At 71.8% G+C, this 8,691-nt stretch carries 1 protein-coding gene; it reads right to left on the reverse strand.

Going from position 1 to position 8,691, the window contains the following annotated elements; translation table 11 throughout:
* On the reverse strand, positions 1-8,691 hold an 8,691-nt coding region (locus K8638_RS43815; RefSeq protein ID WP_223760749.1), incomplete at both ends, for a non-ribosomal peptide synthetase.

Here is an 8,691-nt window from a genome sequence, read left to right on the forward strand (position 1 = left end):
CAGCTCGCGTGTGGTGACGAGCACGCACGGGCGCGAGTCCTCCAGCATGGCGGCCAGGCGCTCACGCGGATACGACGTGTCGAGCGGGACGTAGGCGCCGCCCGCCTTGAGGATGGCTACCAACGAGACAATCAGCTCCAGCGAGCGCTCCAGCGCGATGGCCACGCGGGAGTCAGTGGACACGCCCAGGCCGCGCAGGTGCCAGGCGAGCCGGTTGGCGCGCGCATCGAGCTGCTGGTAGGTGAGCTTCGCATCCCCGAACTCGATGGCGACCTTGTCGGGGTAGCGGGCCACCACCTGAGAGAAGACCTCGGGCAGGGTGGAGCCGCGGGGATACTCGGACGCAGTGGCGTTCCACTCCACGAGCACTTGCCGTTGCTCCGCCTCGGAAAGGAACGAGGCTGAAGCCAGGGGCGCCTCGGGCCGGGAGACGAGGGCCTCCACCAGCGAGCGGAAGTGCTCCGCCATGCGCTGCGCGGTAGCACTCTCGAACAGGCCGGAGTTGTAGCCGAGGACGCCTTCGTATCCCTCCGCCGACTGCGCGAGGTTCAACTCCAGCTCGAAGCGGTTCGTGGGGTTCTCCACCTCCACCTGTCGCAGGGTGAGCCGCGACTTGCGCGCCTCCGCCCGGGGCGCGTTCTGCAAGGCGAAGAGCACCTGGAAGAGCGGCGGGCGGCTGAGGTCCCGCTCCAGCCGCAGCTCCTCCACGAGCTTCTCGAAGGGCACGTCCTGATGGGCGTAGCTGCCCAGCGTGGTTTCACGCACCTGTGCCAACATCTCGCGGAACGTGGCTCCGGGGCGCACCTGTGCCCTCAGCGCCAGCGTGTTGACGAAGAAGCCGATGAGCCCCTCGGTCTCCGCGTACCGGCGGCCCGCGATGGGCGAACCCACGAGGACATCCGTCTGCCCTGAGTAGCGGGACAGCAGCACCTGGAAGGCCGCGAGCAGTACCATGAAGGGCGTGGCCCCTTCGCGCTGCGCCAGCGCCGTCAGGGCATCACCGAGCTTCCGAGGCAGCCGCACGGGCACCGTGCCGCCCTGGTGCGACAGCACCGCGGGTCTCGGTTTGTCCGTGGGCCGCTCCAGGTGCGGCGGCGCTCCGGCCAGCCGCTCCTTCCACCAGCCGAGCTGTGCCTCCAATGTCTCGCCGCTCAGCCACCGCCGCTGCCACACGGCGTAGTCCGCGTACTGCACCGGCAGGGCTGGCAGTTCTGGAGACCTTCCCTCCGAGAAGGCCGCGTACAGCGCCTCCATCTCGCGCACCAGCACGCCCATGGACCAGCCGTCCGAGACGATGTGGTGCATCACCACCACCAGCACGTGCTCCTCGGGTGCCAGCCGCAGCAGGCAGGCTCGCAGCAGGGGGCCCGTTCCCAGGTCGAAGGGAATCGCCGCCTCCCGCATTGCGCGGTGGCGTGTCTCCTCCCAGCGCTCGTTCTCGGGCAGCGTGCCAAGGTCCTCGACGGTGAGCCGGAAGTCCGAGGGCGGATGGATGACCTGGATGGGCTCGCCCTCGCGCGAGGCGAAGGTGGTGCGCAGCGCCTCGTGACGCTCCACCAGCGCGGAGAAGGCCCGCCGGAGCGCATCCACCCGCAGCTCGCCGCCGATGCGCAGGGTGACGGGGATGTTGTAGGCGGCGCTCCCTGGCTCGAGCTGGTCGATGAACCACAGGCGCTGCTGCGCGAAGGACAGCGGCAGCGCGCCATCACGCGGTACGGGCACGAGGGGCGGAGCCTCCGGTGCGGCGCCTTCGCCCCTCGCGGCCTCGATGCGCCGCGCGAGGGCTCCGAGCGTGGGGGCCTCGAACAGGGCGCGCAGGGGCAACTCCACGCCGAAGGAGGCACGGATGCGCGACACGAGCCGGGTGGCCAGCAGGGAGTGGCCGCCCAGCTCGAAGAAGTCGTCGTCGACGCCGGGCCGTGTGGCGCCCAGTACCTCGGTCCAGAGGGCGGCGAGGTGCTGCTCCAGCTCCGTGCGGGGCGCGACGTGCTCGCGCTGGGAGGACGCAGGGGATTCGGGTGCGGGAAGCACGCGCCGGTCCACCTTGCCGTTGGGCGTCAGGGGCAGCGCCTCCAGGAGCACCAGTGCCGACGGCACCATGTACTCGGGGAGTTGGCGCCGCGCGAAGTCCTTGAGCGCCTGCGCCTCCACGCCGGGCGCCACGACGTAGGCCACCAGCCGCCTGTCACCCGGCCTGTCCTCGCGCACCTCCACCACGGCTTCCTTCACCTGGGGGTGCTGCGTCAGGGCCGCTTCCACCTCGCCGGGCTCGATGCGGAAGCCACGCAGCTTCACCTGGCCGTCCTTGCGGCCGAGGAACTCGAGGGTGCCGTCCGCGAGCCACCGCACGCCGTCGCCTGTCCGGTACAGGCGCTCGCCGTTGCCGAAGGGGCTGGGCACGAAGCGCTCCGCCGTCAGCTCCGGCCGGCCGAGGTATCCCACCGCCAGGCCATCTCCGCCCACGTACAGCTCGCCCGGCACTCCCACCGGGACGGGCCACAGGGCCTCGTCCAGCACGTACACCGTCGAGTTGCGGATGGGCCGGCCAATGGACACCGAGCGGGCGCCAATCGCGTCCGGCGAGTCCAGGAAGTGGGTGGTGGAGAACGACGTGTTCTCCGTCGGGCCATACGCGTTGATGAGCGTGTTCCCGGAGGCGAGCCGCTCCCTCGCGCGGGCGACGGGCATCACCTCGCCGCCCGTCAGCACCTGCTTGACGCGGGCCAGGGCCTCGGGCTGCCGCGCCTGCAGCTGGTCGAAGAGGGCCGTGGTCATGAAGACGGAGGTGATGCCGTACTCCCCCAGCGCGCGGCCCAGCTCCTCCAGCGAGGGCGTTCCCGCCGGGTACACCACCAGCTTCGCTCCGTGCAGCAGCGCACCCCACAGCTCCAGCGTCGAGGCGTCGAAGGAGATGGCCGCGAGCTGCAGCCACACCTCCTCCGGTCCGAAGCGCGCGTAGTCCGTCGCCAGCACCAGGCGGGACACCGCGCGATGTGGCACACCCACGCCCTTCGGCCTGCCCGTGCTTCCCGACGTGAACATCACGTAGGCCAGGTTGGCGCCACCCACCCGGGCGGGCGGGTTGCTCTCGGGCTGGAGCGCGATTCCGGCCTGGCCGGAGTCCACCAGCACCACCTGCTCGCCGTCCCCGGCCACCTTGCGCGCCAGCTTCTCCTGCGCCACGAGCACCGGGACGGCGGCCTCGCGCTTCATCCACCGCAGCCGCTCCAGCGGATAGCTCGCGTCGAGAGGCACGTAGGCACCGCCGGCCTTGAGGATGCCCAGGATGCTGACCACCAGCTCCAGCGAGCGCTCCACGCACAGGCCCACCCGGACCTCCGGGCCCACACCCAGGCCGCGCAGGTGGTGCGCGAGCTGGTTGGCCCGCCGGTTCAGCGCGTCATACGTCAGCCGCTCGCCCGCATACTCCACCGCCACCGCGTGCGGCGTCTTCAGCGTCTGCGCCTCGAACAGCTCCGGCAGCGATGCCTCTCGCGGGTACTCCACGGCCGTCCCACGCCATCCCTCCACGATGCGCCGCTGCTCCTCCGGCGTCATCAGCGGCAGCTCCCGCACCCGCGTCCCCGGCGCGGTGACCGTCGCCTCCAGCAGCGTCTCCAGGTGCTCCAGGAATCGTCCTGCCGTGTCCGGCTCGAACAGGTCGCTGTCGTAGTTGAGCACCACGGCGGCGCCCTCCGCCGTCTCCCACACCAGCAGCGAGAGGTCGAACTTCGACGTGAGGTTGCCGGCCTCCATCCCCTTCAGCGCCAACCCCTGCCGGAGCTTCACCTCCGTCATCGGCGTGTTCTGCAACGTGAGCGCGACCTGGAAGAGCGGGTTGCGGCTCAGGTCGCGCGTGGGCTGAAGCTCCTCCACCAGCTTCTCGAACGGGACGTCCTGGTGCGCGTAGGCACCGAGCGTCACCTCCCGCACCTGCGCCAGCAGCTCGCGGAAGCACGCGCGTGGGGAGACCCGGGCCCTCAGCACCAGCGTGTTGACGAAGAAGCCGATGAGCCCCTCGGTCTCCGCATGCGTGCGCCCGGCGATGGGCGAGCCCACGCACACGTCCTCCTGGCCCGAGTAGCGCGCCAGCACGGCCTGGTACGCCGCGAGCAGCACCATGAAGGGCGTGGCTCCCTCGTCCTGGGCCAGGGCCTTCACGCCCTCCCATAGCGGCTTCGTCCACGTCCGCTGCTGGACGCCACCCTGGAACCGCTGCGCCGGGGGGCGCGGCTTGTCCGTGGGCAGCTCCAGCGCGTGCGGCGCTCCGGCCAGTTGCTCGCGCCACCAGCCGAGCTGCGCCTCCAGCGTCTCGCCTTGCAGCCAGCTCCGCTGCCAGACGGCGTAGTCGGCGTATTGCACCGGCAGCGCGGGCAGGGGCGAGGGCTGTCCCTGGGAGAAGGCGTCATACAGCGCGGCCAGCTCACGGACGAGCACGCCCGCGGACCAGCCGTCGGTGACGATGTGGTGCAGGTTGAGCAGCAGCACGTGCTCGGAGGCGCCGCGCTTGACCAGCAGCGCGCGAATCAGCGGGCCCGTGTCCAGGGAGAAGGGACGCCGTGAGTCCTCGTCGACCAGCCGGCGAGTCTCGGCCTCCGCGGCGTCCGCCTCGAGCCCGCTCAGGTCCACCACGCGCGGCGACAGCTCCGCGACGGGAGCGATGACCTGCACGGGGCCGCTCTCCTCCTGGCGGAAGGTGGTGCGCAGCACCTCGTGACGGCGGACCAACTCCTGGAGGGCGCGTTCGAGTGCGCGGACGTCCAGCGGGCCGTCGAGCCGCACGGCTGCGGGGATGTTGTAGAAGGCGCTGCCCGGCTCCAGCCGGTCGAGGAACCACAGGCGCTGCTGCGCGAAGGACAGCGGCAGCGGCCCGGTGCGCGGCACGGGCACCAGCGGCGGGCGCGACACGCCGGCATGGGTGCGCTTCGCGGCTTCGATGCGCTCGGCCAGCGCGGCCACGGTGGGGGCCTCGAAGAGGTCCCGCAGTGGCAGGTCCACGCCGGATACGGCGCGCACGCGGGACACGAGCTGTGTGGCCAGCAGCGAGTGCCCACCCAGGTCGAAGAAGTCGTCGTGGACTCCCACGCGCTCGGTGCGCAGCAGCTCCGAGAAGAACAGTGCGAGCTGCCGCTCCGTCTCCGTGCGGGGCGCCACGTACTCCATGTCCTCACCCGCGCCCGGTGCCTCCGGCGCGGGCAGGGCCTTGCGGTCCACCTTGCCGTTGGGGGACAGCGGCAGGGCCGGCAGCACCACCACGGCGGAAGGCACCAGGTACTCGGGCAGCTTCTGCTGGAGGAAGGCGCGCACGGCGCGGGCCTCCAGCGCCTCGTCCGTCCCGGCCACGGCGTAGGCCACCAGCCGCTTGTCACCCGGTACGTCTTCACGCACCACCACCACGGCCTCGCGCACGCCCGCGAACTGGCGCACGACGGCCTCCACCTCGCCCGGCTCAATCCGGAAGCCGCGCACCTTCACCTGGAAGTCGGTGCGGCCCAGGAAGTCGAGCGTCCCGTCCGCCCGCCAGCGCACCCGGTCTCCCGTGCGGTACAGCCGCGAGCCCGGCTCGGTGGCGAAGGGATTGGGCACGAAGCGCTCGGCGGTCAGCTCCGGGCGGCCCAGGTAGCCCCAGGCCAGGCCGTCACCGCCGACGTACAGCTCACCGGGGACACCCACGGGCACCGGCTGCATGGAGGCGTCCAGCACGTACGTGGTGGAGTTGGACACCGGCCGGCCAATGGACACGGAGGCGCCGACCGTCGAGTCCCGGTGGAGCGTGTGCGTGGTGGAGAACGTGGTGTTCTCCGTGGGGCCGTAGGCATTGACGAGGACCGCGCCCTTCCTCATGCGCTCCAGGTGCTGGCGCACGCGCACGGCGGGCAGGACGTCGCCGCCCGAGAGCACCTGCCGCACGTGGGCCAGCGCCTCGCCCTGGTGCAGAGCCACCTGCTCGAAGAGCGCCGCCGTCAGCCACAGCGTGGTGATGCCGTGCCGGACGAACAGCTCACCCAGTTCCTCCAGCGAGAGCTTGTGCGGCGGAGCCACCACGAGCCGGCCGCCGTTGAGCAGTGCTCCCCACACCTCCAGCGTGGAGGCGTCGAAGGCCACCGGCGCGAACAGGAGGAAGGTGTGGTCCGGGCCGAAGTCGATGAACGTGGAGCCTCGCACCAGGCGCACCACGCCCCGGTGCGGCACGCTGACGCCCTTGGGCTGGCCGGTGCTGCCCGAGGTGAACATCACGTACGCGAGGCTGTCCGCGGAGACCTCCTCCTCGGGTGCCGTCTCCGGCTGGCGCGCCACCTGCGCCCACTCGGTGTCCAGGCACACGAAGCGCTGGCCCAGCGCGGGCAGCTCGTCCGCCACGTCCTCCTGGGTGAGCAGCACGCCGACGCCGGCCTGCTGGAGCAGGAAGGCGATTCGCTCGGGCGGGTACGTCCGGTCCACCGGCACGTAGGCGCCGCCGGCCTTGAGCACGCCGAGCAGGGCCACCACCAATTCCAGCGAGCGCTCCAGGCACACGCCCACGCGTGCTCCAGGCACCACACCGTTGGCGCGCAGGTGGTGCGCGAGCTGGTTGGCTCGCAGGTCCAGCTCCGCATAGGTGAGCCGTGCGTCTCCGAAGACGACGGCCACCGCCTCCGGCGTGAGGGCCGCCTGCCGGGCGAACAGCGTGTGGATGGGTGTGTCGCGTGGGTAGTCCGTGGTGGTGGCGTTCCACTCCACGAGCACCTGCTGGCGCTCGGCCTCCGTCAAAAGGGACAGGGAGGAGAGGGGCGCCTCGGGCCTGGTGACGATGCCCTCCACGAGGACGCGGAACTGCTCCGCCATCCGCGAGAGGGTCTCCGGCTCGAAGAGGTCGGCCTTGTACCCGAGCTGTCCGGAGAACCCTTCGGCCGTGCGCCACAGGGCGAGCTCCAGCTCGAAGCGGACCGGGCTGTCTTCGACGGGCTGCGCGCGCAGGGTGAGGCCCGGGAGGGACAGCGTGGGCACGGGGGCGTTCTGGAGGACGAACGTCGCCTGGACCAGCGGCGGGCGGCTCAGGCCCCGCTCCACCTTGAGCGCCTCCACCAGCCGCTCGAAGGGCACGGACTGGTAGGTGAACGCGCCGAGCACGCTCTCCCGTTCCTGGGCCAGCAGCGCACGGACGGTGTCGGTGCCCGACACTCGGGCACGCAGGGGCAGCGTGTTGACGAAGAAGCCGATGAGGCCTTCCAGTTCCTCCCGGTCGCGGCCCGCCTGCACGCTGCCGACGAGCAGGTCCTCCTGGCCGGTATAGCGGCTGAGCAGCAGGTGCCAGGCGGCAAGGAGCAGCATGAAGGGGGTGATGCCCTCACGGCGGCAGAATGCCTCCAGGGCCTCGGCCAGGGGGACGGGCAGGAGGACCGGGCGGGCGCCGCCGCGCGAGGTCTGCACCGCCGGGCGCGGCTTGTCCGTCGGAAGCTCCAGGGCGTGGGGCGCACCGGCGAGCCGCTCGAGCCACCAGCGCAGCTGCCCTTCCAGCACGTCCTCCCGCAGCCAGCCGCGCTGCCACGCCGCGAAGTCCGCGTACTGCACGGGCAGCTCGGGCAATGGCGAGGGCCGGCCCTCGGCGAAGGCGAGGTAGAGCGCGGCCAGCTCTCGCACCACCACTCCCATGGACCAACCATCAGACACGATGTGGTGCTGGGTGAGGACGAGCACGTGCTCCTGAGCACCGAGCCGGAGCAGGGCGGCACGCAGCAGCGGGCCGCGCGTCAGGTCGAAGGGCCGGAGCGCCTCCTCACGCACCCAGCGCCCGGTGTCCTTTCGGGCTTCGGGGTGCTCGGAGAGGTCCGTCACCGGCAGTGGCACGGGCGCGGCGGGATGGATGATTTGCACCGGTCCGTTCGGGCCGGCCTGGAACGAGGTGCGCAGCGCTTCGTGCCGGCGCACCAGCTCCGTCAGGCTTCGCTGCAAGGCGTCCACTTCCAGCGTGCCCGTGAGGTGGAGCGTGCCCGGCAGGTTGTAGAACGCGCTGCCGGGGTCGAGCTGGTCCAGGAACCACAGGCGCTGCTGCGCGAGCGACATCGGCAGCTCGCCCGTGCGCGGCACCGGCACCAGCGGAGGGACCTGGGGCCCCTGGCCCGCCAGCACGGCCCGGTCCACCCGCGCGGCGAGGTCCGCCAGCGTGGTGGAGTCGAAGAGGTCGCGCAGCGGCAGCTCCACGCCGAAGGCAGCGCGGATACGGCTGATGGCCTGGGTGGCCATCAGGGAGTGGCCGCCCAGCTCGAAGAAGTTGTCGGACAGGCCCACCTGCTCCACGCCGAGCACCGCGCTCCATACGCCGGCCAGCAGCGTCTCCGTCTGGGTGCGGGGCGCGACGAAGTCCGGGCGCCCGGTGGCCGCGGACAGGTCCGGAGCGGGCAGGGCCTTCCTGTCCACCTTGCCATTGGAGGTGAGCGGCAGGGCCGGTAGCACCACCACGGCCGAGGGCACCATGTACTCGGGCAGCGTCTCCTTGAGGGCCGCGCGCAGCGAGGCGCTGTCCGTCTGGGCGCCCTCGTGGGCGACGACGTAGCCGACAAGCCGCTTGCCGCCAGGGCCGTCCTCGCGGGCCACCACCACGGCCTCGCGCACGGCGGGCAGCTTCGCCAGCGCCGCTTCCACCTCACCCAGCTCGATGCGGAAGCCGCGCACCTTCACCTGCGCGTCGGCGCGGCCGACGAACTCCAGCGT

The organism is Myxococcus sp. RHSTA-1-4, assembly GCF_020037125.1.
Lineage (GTDB): Bacteria > Myxococcota > Myxococcia > Myxococcales > Myxococcaceae > Myxococcus.